Here is a 15415-nt window from a genome sequence, read left to right as displayed (position 1 = left end):
ACGCGTTAGCGTGCTCCGAAACCGGTTCTTAGGGATTCGAGGAGAGTCTCGACGAGCTCGGTCCAGTGACTGCGGGTCTGCACGGTGTCAAAAGCTCCGCACTCGGTGAACCATTGCTGATAGATCACCAGCAGGCCGCTGGTCAGCGATCCGACCAACAGGTTGACCCGAAGCGCTGTGGCTCCCGGATGGCGCCTTTGCATCTCAGCAGCGAGGCCCGTACTGATTTCGGTGAACGTTCGGGCGGCCAGTAGTGCCTGCTTGGGGGTCGGCTCGGGTTCATCGCCGCCCAGCACGCGGGTCAGGTAGACCATGGGCGGCACCAGATCGGTGGAGCGCACAGTTTCGGCCAGATCGTCGAACATAGAGGATCCGGGACCCTCCGGGATCGTGGCAAGCCGCTCCACGACGGCGCCAAGTTCGATGCCGAACACGGCGATCACCACGTCGTCAATGGAGGCAAAGTGGTTAAAGACGGTTCGGCGTGACACGTTCGCTCGGGCAGCGAGTTCGTCAACGGAGAACACACTGGATTCACGTTCGCGCATGATGGCTGCCGCTGCATCGAGAATGGCGCGACGGTGTCTGTTCTTGATGTCGGCACGTCGATCCACGGCCGGTGTTGATGGACTCACCCACTTACACTAAGTGCAATGTTGCATTCGGTGCAAATAGAGTCAGTGCTCGGATCACCTCGGCCAGTTGGTGGCATCCAACGTTGGCAGCCAGATGGCGGCCGGCCCGGGGTACAGCAAAGGCCCCGTCGTGCCGCTGTCCTGTGATGGTCAACAGGATATTTGCGCTTCGATCGGGGCCTTTGCTGATGCTGCGGAGCTGTCTACCAGGGGGAGGGCTCGTAGTCCTTCAGGAAGCAACCGTAAAGGTCAATGCCGCGTTCGCCATCAACGATGGGCTGGTAAACCCGCGCCGCCCCGTCAATCAAGTCCAGCGGCGCATGCCAGCCCTCGGCCACCATGCGGACCTTGGAATCGTGTGGCCGCTCATCGGTGATCCAGCCGGTATCCACCGCGGACATCAAGATCCGATCGGTCTGCAGCATTTCCTCGGCACTGGTGCGAGTGAGCATGTTCAGCGAGGCCTTGGCCATGTTGGTGTGCGGATGGCCGGCACCCTTGTAGCGGCGGGAGAACTGGCCCTCCATGGCCGAGACGTTCACGATGTACTTGCGGTGCGCATCGCTTGCCGCCAACGCCGGGCGCAGACGCGAGGCCAGCAGGAACGGGGCGGTGACGTTGCACAGCTGCACCTCCAGCATTTCCAGCGCGTCGACATCTCCCAAGATCTGCGTCCAGGAGTTCTCGGTGACCACGTCGGGCACCAAACCGCCGGCATCGATGGCGGTTCCCGCCGCGATGCGCTCCAGCGTGGCGGAGCCGGCAGTCATCGCCAGATCGGCCACCGCTTGAGCGTCGTAGTTCGTGGACGTCGCAGGAACCAGCAGGGCGGAGTCTTCCAAGCGGAAGGCACTGGCCAGTGCGCGCGGGTGTTCGGATGGGGGATTGGCCTCGCCCCACACCTCGGGGCCACCTGCAACAAATTCGAGTTCGGCCGGAAGCGGCTGGGTTTCCGACTCGACCAGGTGCAGATACGAGTTCGAGGTGCGTCGCACGGTCTGCGCCGCGTTGTTGATCAGGATGTCCAGTGGCCCCTCGGCCGCAATGCGATCGGCGAGGGAAATGACTTGGGAGGGATCACGCAAATCGATGCCGACGATGCGCAGGCGGTGAATCCAATCGGAGGAGTCTTCCAACGCGGCAAAACGCCTAGCAGCATCGCGCGGGAAGCGCGTGGTGATGGTGGTGTGGGCACCATCGCGCAGCAAGCGCAGGGCGATGTGCATGCCAATCTTGGCTCGGCCACCGGTGAGCAGGGCACGCTTGCCACTCAAGTCGGCGCGGGCGTCACGGCGTTCGCGGCCGGCTGCAGCACACTCGGGGCATAGGTAGTGGTGGAAGGCATCCACCGTGGTGTAGCGCTTTTTACAGATGTAGCAACCACGCGGCTTGATGTACTCACCGGCCGTGTGCTCATCGGTCGGGGTGCTTAGATCCAGTCCCAATGTCTCATCATCCAGGCGTTGGGGGGAGCCGGTGGCGGTCCGCTCTACAACCGCGCGATCGGCGGCGTTGATGGCCGAGCGCTTTTCGTTCTTGCGGTGCCGCTTCGCGGACTTAAACATCTTTCCGGTGGCTCGGCGCACGGCGATGTGACGCTCGTCTTCCGGTTCTAGCCGGTGAACCAAACCCAGCACCTTGATGGCGGCCTCGAGCTCGGCAGCGGTGAAAAGATCGTCGTTGTTGACCAGATCGGCCTCAGGAAAATTCTCAGTCATGTCGCCATCAAGTCTACCGGGCGTGCCCCGGGGGCACGCTACGGCTGGGGTGCATGGGATCAACCACACTTCGTAGCCATGACAAGGCCACTGCGAGGCGCAAGATTGGCCATGGGAAAAGTTGTAGCATGAGTCCATGATCAATTCACGGAGTTTTGCTTGGTGGCGTTCCAACTAGGAACCGCCGCATTTCGTGTTAGAAATCAGGCCGTTCGCATGGACGGTCTTTTTTGTGCTCCAAAGCAAGGGGTATGGTGCCATTCCACGCGGACGGTGTCATCCTCAAGCCACTAGGAGCACCACATGCACGATCACCAGCTATCCCCACCATCATCAATGCTCGGCACGGATCCCGCTGTGGAGCAGGACTCATCGCTCGAAGACCAGCTACGGGTCAATCCCGACCGATTCAGGGTACTCACCGGCGATCGACCGACGGGGTCATTGCACCTCGGCCACTATTTCGGCACGCTACAGAATCGCGTCCGACTACAAAACCTCGGAGTCGAGTCCTTTGTCCTCATTGCCGACTACCAAGTACTGACAGACCGGGACGTGGCCAACAATCTCGAGCTGGCCGTCCACGGCTTGGTTCTGGATTACTTGGCGGTGGGAATCGATCCGCTACGCACCACCATCTTCACGCACAGTGCCATCGCTGCCCTGAACCAATTACTCCTCCCGTTCCTCTCCCTAGTTTCGGTCGCGGAATTAGAGCGCAATCCCACCGTTAAGGACGAGATAACGCATTCGAAGCAGTCCTCGGTCAGTGGTCTGATGTTCACCTATCCGGTACATCAGGCAGCCGACATCTTGTTCTGTAAGGCAAACGTGGTGCCGGTCGGCAAAGATCAACTGCCGCACCTCGAACTCACGCGCACCATCGCGCGACGGTTCAACACCCGTTATGCCCCGGAAAAGAGTATCTTCGCCGAACCTACCGCCTTACTCTCCGCCGCTCCATTGCTGTTGGGCACCGACGGCGGAAAGATGAGCAAGAGCCGCAATAACGCGGTGGCGTTGGCGGATGATGCCGATACAACTGCTCGCCTGATACGCGGCGCTAAAACGGATTCGTTTCGGCAGATATCCTACGACCCCGAGCACCGGCCGGAAGTCTCCAGCCTTGTTTTGCTCGCCGCGCTGTGCCAGAACAAAGACCCATACGAGGTTGGAGATGAGCTCGGCTCCGCCGGTTCGGGCGCCCTGAAATCTCTGGTCATCGACGCTGTTAACGAGCATCTGGCGCCCATCAGGGCGCGGCGGATCGAGCTGGCCAAAGACCCGGGTTACCTCCGTGATGTCCTGCGGGTCGGCAATCAACGAGCCAATGCCGTCGCCGAGCAGACCCTAGAAGAAGTCAGAAAGGCCATGAAGACCTACTACTAAAGAGCCGGCGGGGTGCCGGGGAAGATTTTGCTCTCGAATGGCACCCCCGAAAGACAGCAGTGGCGGATACGAGATACTCGTATCCGCCACCAGTGGTATCCCGCTTAGGGCAACCGCTATTTCACAGTCTTACTGATTTTTGGCCTTCAGTGCTGCCAGCCGAGCCTCGATCTCCGAAGGCTGCGGTGCCTCTTCGAGTGCGTCTGCGGCGGGTGCTTCTTCCAGCACGTTCTTCTGTCCCTTCATCAAGGCCAAACGCGCCTCAACCTCGGTGCTCTCACCCAAATCCTCGAGGGAGGCGAACTGGGCATCGAGAGTGGACGACGCCAGTTCGGCAGCACCACGCACGCGGGCTTCATCCGAACGAATCTTGGACTCGAAGCGTCCGATCTCCGATGTCGGATCACTCATGTCTAGAGCCTTCACGGCATCCATCATTTGGCCCTGAGTCTTGGCGTTGCGGGCACGAGCTACTAACTCATCACGCTTGGAGACCAGTTCCTGGCGCTTGGTCGACATGGTGCTCAGACCGGTCTTGAGCTGCTCAACAATCTTGCGCTGCGACTCGATGCTCGGCGCGGTGGAAGACGCCTTCTTTTCGCTAGCCATCTGACGCTGAATGGCCAACGTCGCCAACTTGTTAAACTTCTCGGCGTTAGCACCGTCACCCGATGCCGCAAATTCCTCCGCCTTATTGGATGCGGCCAGCGCCTTGGCGCCCCACTCCTTGGCCTCGGTCAGGGCGATGGTGTGGTCTTCCTCCATCATGCGCAGGTTACCAATCGTCTGAGCGACGGCGGTTTCGGCTTCTGCGATGTTGTTGCTGTAGTCGCGAACCTGCTGATCCAGCATCTTCTGCGGATCTTCCAAGGCATCCAATGCCGCATTGGCGTTGGACTTTCCAATGCGGAAAAGGCGGGAAAAAATAGAGTTCTTCGTCATGAGGGAGTAAGGCCCTTTCATCAGCCGGTTTGCAACAATTCTATGCGACATGAGCCGCATGGCGAACCTATTGCGGGATGTTGGGCACCGCATGAACACCTAATTTCTTGCTCCACTGCCCACGAGATGCTTGGGTAGGGTCTATGGATTCCCCGTCTAACTCCGTGATTTGGCCGGTCGTCCACGCCGAACGCCGAGCGCTACTCCACGATCTTCGATCGCTACCCGCAGAAGGCTGGCGCGTCACCTCGCTGTGTGAGGGCTGGGACGTGCACGACGTCGTGGCGCACCTGATTGACAGTGCCAAGACCACTCGGTGGGGCTTCGTGCGGCGAATGGCCCTAGCTAGATTCGATTTTGATGAGGACAACGCTCGTGGAGTATCCAAGGAACGAGAAGAGAATCCGGCAGCGACTCTGAGCGCCTTCGGGGAGATTCTCGATTTCACCCGCACCCCGCCGGCACACCTCGCCACCAGATTGGTTGAGGCATTTGTCCATGGGGAAGATATCCGTGTGCCGTTGGGCATCGTTCGAGATTACCCGGTTGAACATGTGGCCACGGCACTGCGCTATCAGCTGGCGACCAGCGCCAAGCTCGGCGGAGGCAGGGAACTGGCACAGGGGTTCACGCTGGCGGCCACTGACACCGATCTTGTGCACGGGAGCGGACCGGAGGTCCGTGGCTCCGCGCTCAGCTTACTTCTGGCGGTCTCTGGGCGTGTTGATACGCGAAATCCACTGACCGGGCCCGGCGCCGCGAGCTTCGGTGACCAGATCAATCGGTGATGAGCAGCTCGATCTCCTTAAAAAGATGAAGCTGGGGGCGACGCGGTTCGGCAGGTTTTAACCCACTGAACCGCGGCGCCCCCAGCTCTTGGTGCGACGGTGTGACTACTTCTTGGCAGTCGCCTGATGTGCCATCTTCTTGGCGGCCTTTTCGCGGGCGATCAGCACCTTTTCATCCAGCGGAGCGTCCGCGCTGGCACGCAGCTTGCGGTAGTACTCCTGAGCCTCGTCCTGGCGCTCGGCTTCGCCACCGTTGGCGATGGTGGCCCGCAGGTGCTCCGGGCCGTAACCGAAGGCGTCCACCAGATCTTGGGCGTGCGGGCGCACCCGAGCCAGCAGGATATTGATGTAGCCGCTCAGCGTACGAGCACGCTGCATCGAGAGGCGACCGTTCATCAGGTACCAGCCGAGGTTCTCCTCGATCAGCGACAGCGCGTAGATATCACGCAGCCACGTCAGCACGGTACGAGTGCCGGCATCGGGAGTCTTGGCCAGGGCGCGAGTGAAGGCCTCCCAGCGCAGCAGTTCGCCGTGTGCGCGGGCTGCAGCGATGAGCGCGTCCTGCTTTTCGTTGAAGGCAGCAGCCGAGGCGGCACGGTCCTTGGGGTTAACCCCGCGCAGAGCATCGGCGATCTCGGCGACCATGGTGTTGATCCGGTCGGTGAGCAGCGCGCGCTGGTTGGCCTCGTCCTTGAAGAAGTTCGCGCTCTTGCGCTCGTTGCCGGTATCGGCGATGAACTGGCCGACCGAGCGCAGCCCGGTGCGGTGCAGTGCCACGTTTTCTGCCTGCTTCACCACGTAGCGGGCCAGGACGCCGGCGTTCAGCTGGCGGAACTCCTGGCCGTAGTCGGTCAGCAGGCGTTTGCCCACCAGCTGCAGCAGGATGTTGTTATCACCCTCGAAGGTGACGTAGATATCTAGGTCCGCGCGCAGGGCGGTGAAACGGTTTTCTGCAATGAAGCCGGAACCGCCGCAGGCCTCGCGGGCTTCCTGCAGGGTGTCAAGCGCGTCCCAGGTGCTCAGCGGCTTCAGTGCCGCGGCCAGGGTCTCAAGATCCTGGCGATCGGCGTCGGTGTCGGTGGCTCCGGAGAACACGCCGTCAAACTTCTCCAGCAGCTCCTCGTGGGCGAATGACGCCGCGTAGGTGCGAGCCAGTCGGGGGAGCAATCGGCGCTGGTGGCGCTGGTAGTCCATGATCGTTTCCTCATGGGTGTCCGAGGAGGCGTTGAACTGGCGGCGCTGGTTACCGTAGGTCACGGCAATCTGTAGGGCGATCTTCGAGGCGGCGGTGGCTGCGCCGTCCAGCGATACACGGCCCTGGACCAGGGTGCCGAGCATGGTGAAGAAGCGCCGACCCGGGGAGTGAATGGGGGAGGAGTAGGTGCCGTCCTCGGTGACGTTTCCGTAGCGGTTGAGCAAATGGGTGCGCGGGATGCGGACATTGTCGAAGTGCAACCGACCGTTGTCGATGCCGTTGAGTCCGCCCTTTAGACCGTCGTCGAGGCCACCAACACCGGGCAGGAATCCGTTATCATCACGAATGTCCGTGTAGAAGGCGTGGACGCCGTGATTAACTCCGTTGGTGATCAGTTGGGCGAAGACCACAGCCGCCTTGCCGTGCACACCGGCATTGCCCAAGTATTCCTTCCATGCGGCCTTGAACGGCGTGTTGATGACAAATTCCTGCGTTGCCACATCGTAGGTAGCGGTGGTGCCGATGGAGGCTACATCGGATCCGTGACCGATCTCTGTCATGGCGAAGGCACCAGGGATTTCCAGGGACATGATGCCAGGCAGCCACTTATTGTGGTGCTCTTCGGTTCCCAGGTGGAGCACCGCGCAGCCGAAGAGACCCCACTGCACGCCGGCCTTGATCTGCAGGGAGGGATCTGCGGTGACAAGTTCTTCAAAGCTGGCGATGGATCCACCGTGGTTATCTTCCCCGCCGAGGTGCTTGGGGAAGGCGCGGTGGACGGACTTGGCGTTGACTAGCTCGTGGAGCTGGGCAAAAACGCGTTCGCGGTGATCGTCCATGCTCAGTCCCGGGGTGCCGCGCAGGGCTTCGGATCCGGCCAGTGCGCGGGCTTCTTTGCGGATCGCTGCCCAGTTGCCCAGCAGTTGCTCGCCGAGGGCTGCAACATCGATGCTCACGTTGGTTGTTTCTGCGGAAAGTTGTTCGGTGCTCACTGGCGTTTCTGCCTTTCGATCGGGAAGTGCTGCGGGGATGGATCAACGAAGGGGACAAACAAAAATCGTGGGGCCAGGACATTACCCGGGCGGTTGGTGGGTTACTCCGTGGGTTAACCACGCGGTGATGGCGGTGGCCAATTCCTCGATGGACGGACGCTGGCTGCCCTCCGGTGCCCGGAGCCAAAGTTCACCGGCGGCCCTGACCATGCCGATGGACGCGCGTGGCCAGAGTTCCAGTGCCGCGGATGCCGTGTGGCCCTCCGGGATTCCCATATAGGAATGCATGCGGGTGCGCATCATGGCGGTGAGCTCATCAAAGAAGTTGTTCAGTGCACTCGCCCCGGTATCGGGTTCTAGCTCGGCACTGGGGTTGGTCAGGATGTCGGCGGAGGGGACCGCGGTGACAAAAAAGTAGATGTTCGGTGAGGTGGAAGCCATCTGCAGGTAGGCGAGCACCATGGCGTGCAGTGCTTCGCTTTCCCCCGATGAGCTGCGCCCGGCGGCGATGACCTGGGCGCGGAAGTTGGTGATGACGTATTCGCCCAGGGCCGCACGCATTCCCTCTTTGTCGCCGAAATAGCGGTAAAAAACGGACTTCGAGGTGTTGGCCGCGGCGGCAATGTCTTCCATCGACGCGCCGGGGCCCAGCAGGTGGATGGTGCGCCGCGCCAGCTTGATCAGCTCAAGGCGCCGGGCGGCGCGGTGGCTGTCCCAGCGGGCAGAGCGACCATCACCGGGTGAATCCGGTGTGGAAGCTGGGGCGTTTGAGGCTTGCAGGTTGTTCACGATACCCAGCGTATCAGGTACGCTGGGTATCAGTAATCCATCTCACATCTGCCCCTAGGAGCAATAGAGCATGTCGCAAGCAGCACAGAGCATCCGTCCCGCCGTCGTCATCGGCGGAAACCGCATCCCGTTCGCCCGGTCCAACGGTGCGTATTCCCACGCGAGCAACCAGGACATGTTGACCGCAGCGCTTGATGGCCTCGTGGCACGCTTCGGACTGCAGGGCCAGCGCATCGGCGCCGTCTCAGGTGGTGCGGTACTGAAGCATTCCAAGGACTTTAACCTGATGCGCGAATCCGTGCTGGGCACCTCACTATCCGCCGACACTCCCGCCTACGACGTGCAAATGGCCTGCGCCACCGGCATGGAAGCCATCGGTTCGCTGGCCAACAAGATCAAGCTGGGCCAGCTGGAGTCGGGCATCGGCGGCGGCGTTGATACCACCTCGGATGCGCCCATCGCCGTCTCGGAGGGTTTGCGTCAGGTACTTCTGGAGCTTTCTCGGGCACGGTCAACCAGCGCGAAGCTGAAGGCACTGTCCAAGTTCCGCCCCCGCGATTTGGCACCCAATGCACCGGGTACCGGCGAGCCACGCACCGGAATGTCCATGGGTGATCACCAGTCGATCACCACCAAGGCCTGGAACATCACTCGTGTCGCCCAGGACGAATTGGCCTTGGCCAGCCACAAGAACCTGGCCGCCGCCTACGAGCGCAACTTCTTTGATGACCTGATCACGCCCTTCGCCGGCGTCACCAAGGACACCAACCTGCGGGGCGATTCAACGCTGGAAAAGCTGGCCAGCCTCAAGCCCGCCTTTGGCAAGAATCTGGGGGCCGAGGCCACCATGACCGCGGGAAACTCCACCCCGCTCACCGATGGTGCCTCCGTGGTCCTATTGGGCTCCGAAGACTTCGCCCGGCAGCACGAGCTACCGATGCTAGCCAACTTTGTTGACTTCGAGGCGGCAGCGGTGGACTTCGTCCATGGCGCCGAGGGCCTGCTGATGGCCCCGGCCTATGCCGTCGCCCGCATCCTGGAGCGCAACAACCTCACCCTGCAGGATTTTGACTTCTACGAAATCCACGAGGCCTTCGCCGGCACCGTACTTTCCACCCTGGCCGCCTGGGAAGATGCCGACTTCTGCAAGAACAAGCTGGGACTTGATGCACCACTGGGCGCGATCGATCGCACCAAGCTCAACGTGAACGGCTCCTCGCTGGCAGCCGGCCACCCCTTCGCCGCTACCGGTGGCCGACTGGTTGCCACGCTGGCAAAAATGCTCCACGAAAAGGGTTCGGGCCGCGGGCTCATATCCGTCTGTGCCGCTGGCGGACAAGGCATCGTCGCGATTCTTGAGGCGCGCTAATCATGGCCGATAAGTACCTAGAACTCGTGAATTCCGGCTTCACCAAGAAGCTCGCCGCCACCCTTGGCCTGCCGCGACCGGCGGTCTTGCGTCGGCATGTGCCAGGAGCACCGTTGGTGCCCGGTGTGGTGCTGCTGCTCGGAGAATCTTCCGGCGCGCAAGCGCTAGCCGATGTCTTGCTGGGCTGGGGGCTGGAGGTTCGCCGACACAGTGCCGGGCAGGAACGCCTCGGTGCCATCATCTTGCTCCTCGATGAGCTCAGTTGCCCCGCGGAACTCTCCGCACCGATGCTCTTGGCCGGCTCCGCACTGCGCGGGTTGGTACCGGGCGGTCGCGTGGTGTCCTTCTCTCGTCCGGCTCTTGCCACCGATGCGCCGGCCCTTGCCGCGGTGCGTCAGGGCATCGACGGAACGATTCGATCGGTGGGCCGCGAGTTGCGCGGTGGTGCCACCGCCAACGGCATTGTGCTCACCGATGATCTGTCACCGGTAGTTCCCTCCGCCCTGGCCGCCCTGCGCTTTTTGCTCTCCGGGCGCAGCGCCTACGTTGATGGACAGTTCCTGACGATCAGCACCGATGCGGGGGTGGCGCCCGAGCAGCAGGGAGCACCGCTGGCCGGCAAGGTCGCCGTGGTCACGGGAGCCGCTCGCGGTATTGGTGCGGCCATTGCGAACACGCTGCACCGCGACGGTGCCACGGTGGTAGTGGTTGACGTCCCAGCAGCAGGCGATGCCCTGGCCAAGGTCGCCAATAAGATTTCGGGCACCGCACTGCAATTGGACATCACTCGCGCGGATGCCGGGGCGAAGATCATTGAGCATGCGATCTCTCGGCACGGCTCGCTGGACATCGTGATCCACAATGCCGGGATCACCCGGGATAAGTTGCTCGCCAATATGGACGCAGCACGCTGGGACTCGGTGATCGCCGTGAACATCTCCTCCCAATTGGCCATGAATGAGGCGTTTCTGGCCGCCAAGCTTTCGGGCCTGCGTGTTGTTTCACTCGCTTCAACCTCCGGGATCGCCGGGAATCGCGGTCAGTCAAACTACGCCGCATCCAAGGGCGGGGTCATCGGCATGGTGCGCGCCTCGGCCGCTGCCTTCGCCGAGGCCGGCGGCAGCATCAATGCCGTTGCCCCCGGATTCATCGAAACGGAGATGACAGCAAAGATCCCGGTCGCCACGCGCACCGTCGCGCGGATGCTCATGCCCTCGCTCATGCAGGGCGGCTTGCCCATTGATGTTGCCGAGGCCATCGGGTTCCTCGCCTCCGACGCAGCCGCTGGTATCAACGGGCGTACCCTGCGGGTGTGCGGACAGTCGTTGGTGGGCGCATGAGTGAGCTCAGCACCCTGATCTTGCCGGCAGCTCCATCCTTGGGTTCGCTCTATGCCACAGCGGCGGCGGGAAAATTGCGTGGGCTGCTGCCCGGTAGCAAACCCGCGGCCCGTACGGTGCCCCAGGTGGAGCATCGGCTGGAGAGCCTGCCCATCAATCGGCAGAAGTTGGTCGACTACCAGCGGTTGATGGGGGACACCGTACGTGATGAACTGCCCAGCGTGTTTGTGCACGGGATCGTTTTCCCGCTGGCCATGTCGGTGCTGGTGCGCGATGACTTCCCGCTGCCACTGTTGGGCATGGTGCACCTGAGCAACGCGGTCACGCACCTCGCGCCGATTGCTCCGTCTGCGGTGCTAACGGCGGTGGCACACGCAGAGAACTTGCGCGGCCATCGCGCGGGAACTCAGGTTGATCTTCTGGTGGAGGTCAGTGCCGGTACCGAACTGGTGTGGCGCTCGGTCTCAACCTATTTGGCGCGGGGCGTGTTCCTGGGCGAGCGGCCGAGTGAAGAAGCTCGGCCACACCAGGAGTTCACCCATCCAACGCGTACCGCCTCATGGCGGTTGGGTGCCGCAACGGGACGTGAATACGCGGCCGTTTTGGGGGACTACAACCCGATCCATCTTTCGGCACCATCCGCCAAGGTGTTGGGCATGAAGAGCGCCATTGCGCACGGCATGTACCTGGCCGGTCGGGCGCTTGCCGGCGCCGCGCCGCACGGGACTGGCTACGCGTGGGAGATCAGCTTTGCCACCCCGGTATTCCTGCCTTCCACGGTTGATATCGCCATCACGTCCGCGCTCGACAAAACTGAGTTCAGCGGGTGGGGATCACGTAGCGGCAAACCGCATTTCAGCGGAACAGTGACGCCATTGGCCTGAGTGCTCACCTGCATCAATAAGTGAGCACTCAGTGGCACCTACAGGTGGTCCGCCCGCAGAAAATCGGGCGGACCACCTGAGCCGTGCTCATCATCATCCGAGCCAATGATGAGCACGGCTTCGCCACTGACCGTGGGCTAGGTGCCCTCGATGGCTCGAACATAGGAGTTGATGGCCGCGGCGGCAGTCTTTTCCCAACCATGATCCGCAGCAAATTCCGCCGCGTTTCGACCCAGCATGGTGCGTAGTGGCTCATCGGTGGCCAGCAAGGCCAGGGCCTTGGCCCAGGTAATGGGATCGGCCTCATCAACCAAGATCCCCGTCTGTCCCTCTCGCACAGCGTGCGGCAGGCCACCGACGCGGCGGGCCAGCACCGGAGTGCCACAGGCCTGTGCTTCCAACGCCACCAGGCCAAAGGACTCGCTGTAGGAGGGCACCGCAACAACATCTGCGCCACGGAATGCCTTGGCCAGGTGTGCTGCTGGCATCGGCAGGGAGAAACGCACCAGGTGCTCAACACCCTCGGCCTCCACCAGTTTCTGCAGATTCAATTCCTTTGATCCCGAGCGTGCGCCAATCACCGAAAGTTTCACGTCGAGTTCCTCTCGTTCCCGGGACAGAATCCCCAGGGCGCGGACCAGGATTTGCGGTCCCTTGAGCTTCTGGATGCGTCCGGCAAAAACAACGCGCAGCGAATTCGGGACGGCCTGTCGGGCCGCACATACCCCGGGGTGGAACGTCGCTAGATCAACGCCGGGTTCAACGATGTCAACGTTGTGCAGCTCGGCCCCGTATAGCTCAACAAGCTCCTGGATCTCGGCCGGCGTATTTGCGGTGAGCCGCTCGGCCTCGGCACAGATCAGCATTTCGCCACGAATCCGAGCACTCGACTCCTCGGTGTCGGCCGTGAGCTTCTTGACCTTTCCCATGGTGTGCATGGTGTGCACTAGCGGCACGTTCCATGCCTCGCTCAGCTTCAGCCCAACAACCCCGGAGAGCCAATAGTGCGAATGAATGACGTCGTAGGGGGCGAAGTTGGCGGCGTAGTGCTGGATCGCCAGTGCTACGGCGGGAAGATGCTCGGCAAGGTGCTCCTTGCTGAGTTTTCCTAGTGGGCCTGCCTGAACCTCATGGCAGGTGACGCCGTCACCGATGCTGGTGGCAGTGCTGGTGCTCGCCCCACGAACGAAGATATCTACGTGGACACCGCGTGCGGCGAGGGCTAGAGCCAAATGTCGGATGTAGACGTTCATTCCGCCCGCATCCCCGGATCCGGGTTGTTCCAAGGGGGAAGTATGTAGGGAGATCATCGCGATGCGCTGGGGGAGTGCTGAAGATTCAGACATGGGGAGTTTCTGGCCGCCTACAAATGAGAGCAAGGGTGGATATGGCGTTGATGCCACAGCACCTATAAGTGATCACGGTGTGGGCCAACACCACCATCCTACGTAGCTGCACCCGGGAGTCGCGAGGATCTCCAGAGGCTGGAGAACAGCACTTTTCACACTGTGAATATGACGCTGGTCACAGATTTTGTGTAAACACCCGATTTTGACCCTCAAAAACCGCAAATACCCTTGTAAATAGGAGGTTTTCGCCCAAAGTACCCCTCGAATTGAACTGTGCGCCAAACCCGTGCTAGAGTCTTATCTCGCCGCGGACAACGGAAACAAAGTTCTTCACGAACTTCACCGGAGTAGCGGCGACCAGCGAGGGTGGCGGAATGGTAGACGCGCTAGCTTGAGGTGCTAGTCCACGTAAGTGGGTGGGGGTTCAAGTCCCCTCCTTCGCACAGATGAGACCCCCGACCAGACGAAAGTCTGGTCGGGGGTTTTTCTATGTTTGCGAGGCAATGCTCTCGCGTTGAGTTTGCGGTGGCCGGTGACGTTCCACGTCCCGGGCCTCGCGCTGCACTAGGGAACCTCGATAGGGTGGGGGAGAACGTCACCTACGAACCCTCCGCCGAAGGATGCCCCATGTCAGCAGCGCAGAAAACCCCGGACACGCTCATCGCCGAGGATGAGGTCGCAGACATCTGCCAGGCCCTCATCCGCATTGATTCCACTAACTACGGCAACAACGAAGGCGCGGGGGAGCGCAAGGCAGCGGAGTATGTTGCCGGACTGATCTCGGAGGCCGGCCTTGAAGCCACGGTCCTGGAATCAGCTCAGGGACGCGCCAACGTCGTTACGCGCATCGAGGGAACCGACAAGTCATTGCCGGCCCTGATTGTCCATGGCCACCTGGACGTGGTTCCGGCCCTTAAAGATGAATGGTCGGTCGATCCCTTTGGTGCCGAGATCAAGGACGGCATGATTTGGGGCCGTGGCGCCGTAGACATGAAAGACATGGACGCGATGATTCTTGCGGTCATGCGGGAAATGCAGCGAACCGGCACCCGCCCGCGTCGCGACCTGATCTTTGCGTTCTTCGCCGATGAAGAGGCCGGAGGCGACTACGGAGCACGCTGGATGGTGGAGAACCACCCCGAACTCTTTGACGGTGCCACCGAGGCCATCAGCGAGGTGGGCGGGTTCTCCGCCACCATCGCGGGCAAGCGCGCCTATTTGCTCCAGACCGCCGAAAAGGGCATCGCCTGGCTTCAGCTCACCGCCGCAGGCCGCGCCGGCCACGGCTCCCAGATCAATGAGGAAAATGCCGTCACGCGATTGGCGGCAGCCATTACCCGCATCGGCGAACACGATTGGCCGATTTCTTACACCGACACCACGCGCGGCTTCCTCGAGGGTGTCTCGAACATGACCGGGATCGAATTCACCGACGATAACCCACAGGTGTTGCTGGCCGAGCTGGGCAATGTTGCTCGCTTTGTAGGTGCCACCCTGCAAAACACGGCCAACCCCACGGTGCTGTCCGCCGGATACAAGCACAATGTCATTCCCGGTGCCGCCGAGGCCCTGCTTGACGTCCGTACCTTGCCCGGACAGCACGATGCGGTCATGGAGACCCTGCGCCGGCTCGCCGGCCCCGACGTTGAACTCAGTGCCCTGCACCTGGACCGAGCCCTCGAGGTGCCCTTCGCTGGAAACCTCGTTGATTCCATGGTCGCTTCGCTCAACCGTGAGGACCCCGAGGCAGTAGTACTTCCCTACATGCTCTCCGGCGGAACCGACAACAAGTCTCTGGCTCGATTGGGTGTGACGGGCTATGGATTCGCCCCGCTGCGGCTGCCTGCCGAATTGGACTTCACCGGCATGTTCCATGGTGTTGATGAGCGAGTCCCGGTGGACTCGCTGAAGTTCGGCACCCGGGTGCTGCGCGATCTACTGACCAACTACTAACTATCACACCCCCCTCGTGGGCGTCCCCTGGCGCAGGCCGGGGGGACAGGAAGTGAAGACACACGTGAAATC

Annotated in this window: 12 protein-coding genes and 1 tRNA gene; 7 read left to right on the top strand and 6 right to left on the bottom strand. The window is 61.7% G+C overall.

The window, feature by feature from the left end:
• Window positions 1-5: 5 nt before the first annotated feature.
• A complete protein-coding gene (locus HED64_RS14570; RefSeq protein WP_168152725.1) occupies window positions 6-635 on the bottom strand; it encodes a TetR family transcriptional regulator in 630 nt (209 codons plus the stop codon).
• A 203-nt stretch (window positions 636-838) separates the two neighbouring features.
• The gene (locus HED64_RS14565; RefSeq protein WP_168152724.1) at window positions 839-2353 is read right to left on the bottom strand and encodes an SDR family NAD(P)-dependent oxidoreductase; all 1515 of its coding nucleotides are present in this window, start codon (window positions 2351-2353) and stop codon (window positions 839-841) included.
• Between the two features lie 303 nt (window positions 2354-2656).
• On the opposite strand from HED64_RS14565, the gene trpS reads away from it, so the two are divergent.
• Complete coding sequence (trpS, locus tag HED64_RS14560; protein WP_425351807.1) at window positions 2657-3742, top strand: tryptophan--tRNA ligase; 1086 nt, start codon at window positions 2657-2659, stop codon at window positions 3740-3742.
• 129 nt (window positions 3743-3871) lie between these two features.
• On the opposite strand, the gene HED64_RS14555 is transcribed toward trpS, so the two are convergent.
• On the bottom strand, window positions 3872-4684 hold the full coding sequence (locus HED64_RS14555) for a PspA/IM30 family protein (protein ID WP_168152723.1): 813 nt from the start codon (window positions 4682-4684) through the stop codon (window positions 3872-3874).
• A 143-nt stretch (window positions 4685-4827) separates the two neighbouring features.
• On the opposite strand from HED64_RS14555, the gene HED64_RS14550 reads away from it, so the two are divergent.
• The gene (locus HED64_RS14550; protein WP_168152722.1) at window positions 4828-5472 is read left to right on the top strand and encodes a maleylpyruvate isomerase family mycothiol-dependent enzyme; all 645 of its coding nucleotides are present in this window, start codon (window positions 4828-4830) and stop codon (window positions 5470-5472) included.
• 105 nt (window positions 5473-5577) lie between these two features.
• On the opposite strand, the gene HED64_RS14545 is transcribed toward HED64_RS14550, so the two are convergent.
• Together HED64_RS14545 and HED64_RS14540 are read right to left on the bottom strand one after the other, a co-directional pair.
• Window positions 5578-7659, bottom strand: a complete 2082-nt coding sequence (locus HED64_RS14545) for an acyl-CoA dehydrogenase family protein (RefSeq protein WP_168152721.1) — start codon at window positions 7657-7659, stop codon at window positions 5578-5580.
• Between the two features lie 81 nt (window positions 7660-7740).
• Window positions 7741-8448: a TetR/AcrR family transcriptional regulator gene (locus HED64_RS14540; RefSeq protein ID WP_342590737.1), complete on the bottom strand. Its 708-nt coding sequence runs from the start codon at window positions 8446-8448 to the stop codon at window positions 7741-7743.
• 70 nt (window positions 8449-8518) lie between these two features.
• On the opposite strand from HED64_RS14540, the gene HED64_RS14535 reads away from it, so the two are divergent.
• The 3 genes from HED64_RS14535 to HED64_RS14525 are packed head-to-tail and all read left to right on the top strand — an operon-like array spanning window position 8519 to window position 12041.
• Complete coding sequence (locus HED64_RS14535) at window positions 8519-9817, top strand: acetyl-CoA C-acetyltransferase (protein ID WP_168152720.1); 1299 nt, start codon at window positions 8519-8521, stop codon at window positions 9815-9817.
• Window positions 9818-9819: 2 nt separating this feature from the next.
• Window positions 9820-11157 carry a 3-oxoacyl-ACP reductase gene (locus tag HED64_RS14530; protein ID WP_168152719.1) on the top strand — a complete coding sequence of 446 codons (1338 nt, stop codon included), beginning with the start codon at window positions 9820-9822 and terminating at the stop codon, window positions 11155-11157.
• A complete protein-coding gene (locus HED64_RS14525; protein WP_168152718.1) occupies window positions 11154-12041 on the top strand; it encodes a MaoC family dehydratase in 888 nt (295 codons plus the stop codon). The genes HED64_RS14530 and HED64_RS14525 overlap by 4 nt, the downstream gene beginning before the upstream one ends.
• 137 nt (window positions 12042-12178) lie before the next feature.
• On the opposite strand, the gene HED64_RS14520 is transcribed toward HED64_RS14525, so the two are convergent.
• Complete coding sequence (locus tag HED64_RS14520; RefSeq protein WP_168152717.1) at window positions 12179-13387, bottom strand: glycosyltransferase; 1209 nt, start codon at window positions 13385-13387, stop codon at window positions 12179-12181.
• Between the two features lie 363 nt (window positions 13388-13750).
• Between HED64_RS14520 and HED64_RS14515 the strand changes: the two genes are divergently transcribed.
• Together HED64_RS14515 and HED64_RS14510 are read left to right on the top strand one after the other, a co-directional pair.
• Window positions 13751-13833, top strand: a tRNA-Leu gene (locus tag HED64_RS14515).
• Window positions 13834-14017: 184 nt separating this feature from the next.
• Entirely contained in the window at window positions 14018-15343 is a 1326-nt protein-coding gene (locus HED64_RS14510; protein WP_168152716.1) for a M20/M25/M40 family metallo-hydrolase, read from the top strand.
• Window positions 15344-15415 lie beyond the last annotated feature (72 nt).

This window comes from Paeniglutamicibacter terrestris (assembly GCF_012271785.1).
Taxonomy (GTDB): Bacteria; Actinomycetota; Actinomycetes; order Actinomycetales; family Micrococcaceae; genus Paeniglutamicibacter; species Paeniglutamicibacter terrestris.
The sequence above is the reverse complement of the archived record's forward strand: the minus strand, read 5'-3'. Positions and strand labels throughout refer to the sequence as shown.

Bases quoted from the DNA above. Each gene is read 5' to 3' on its own strand.
- HED64_RS14520 (WP_168152717.1), bottom strand. From the start codon at position 13,387: ATGTCTGAATCTTCAGCACTCCCCCAGCGCATCGCGATGATCTCCCTA.
- HED64_RS14535 (WP_168152720.1), top strand. From the start codon at position 8,519: ATGTCGCAAGCAGCACAGAGCATCCGTCCCGCCGTCGTCATCGGCGGA.
- HED64_RS14555 (WP_168152723.1), bottom strand. From the start codon at position 4,684: ATGACGAAGAACTCTATTTTTTCCCGCCTTTTCCGCATTGGAAAGTCC.
- HED64_RS14525 (WP_168152718.1), top strand. From the start codon at position 11,154: ATGAGTGAGCTCAGCACCCTGATCTTGCCGGCAGCTCCATCCTTGGGT.
- HED64_RS14550 (WP_168152722.1), top strand. From the start codon at position 4,828: ATGGATTCCCCGTCTAACTCCGTGATTTGGCCGGTCGTCCACGCCGAA.
- trpS (WP_425351807.1), top strand. From the start codon at position 2,657: ATGCACGATCACCAGCTATCCCCACCATCATCAATGCTCGGCACGGAT.
- HED64_RS14565 (WP_168152724.1), bottom strand. From the start codon at position 2,353: ATGACTGAGAATTTTCCTGAGGCCGATCTGGTCAACAACGACGATCTT.
- HED64_RS14510 (WP_168152716.1), top strand. From the start codon at position 14,018: ATGTCAGCAGCGCAGAAAACCCCGGACACGCTCATCGCCGAGGATGAG.
- HED64_RS14530 (WP_168152719.1), top strand. From the start codon at position 9,820: ATGGCCGATAAGTACCTAGAACTCGTGAATTCCGGCTTCACCAAGAAG.